Below are 256 nucleotides of genomic sequence, written 5' to 3' on the forward strand. Positions count from 1 at the left end.
GAGCTCGGTGAAGCTGAAGATGAAGGTGGTGTACATCGTGGCCACCAGCACCGTGGCGACGAGGAAGCCGAGTGTGCCGGCCGTGTTCCAGCCGTAGCTCCAACCAAAGTACTCACCCGAGATGACGAGGCCCACCGCGATGCCCCAGAGCTGGACGGGACCGAGCACTTTCTTGAGATGACCGGTGCCTGAATGGGCGGGCGTCGTGCCCGTGCTGGCGGCTGCGGTGGAGTTCATGCGGCTTCCTCTCTTCGTG

Annotated in this window: 1 pseudogene; it reads right to left on the bottom strand. The window is 63.7% G+C overall.

Features of this window, described 5'->3' with window-relative positions:
• Positions 1-237 (bottom strand): annotated as a pseudogene (locus ACCD05_RS31980) (hypothetical protein); the annotation flags it as partial.
• Positions 238-256 lie beyond the last annotated feature (19 nt).

The organism is Rhizobium sp. Rhizsp42 (assembly GCF_047304155.1).
Classification (GTDB): domain Bacteria; phylum Pseudomonadota; class Alphaproteobacteria; order Rhizobiales; family Rhizobiaceae; genus Rhizobium.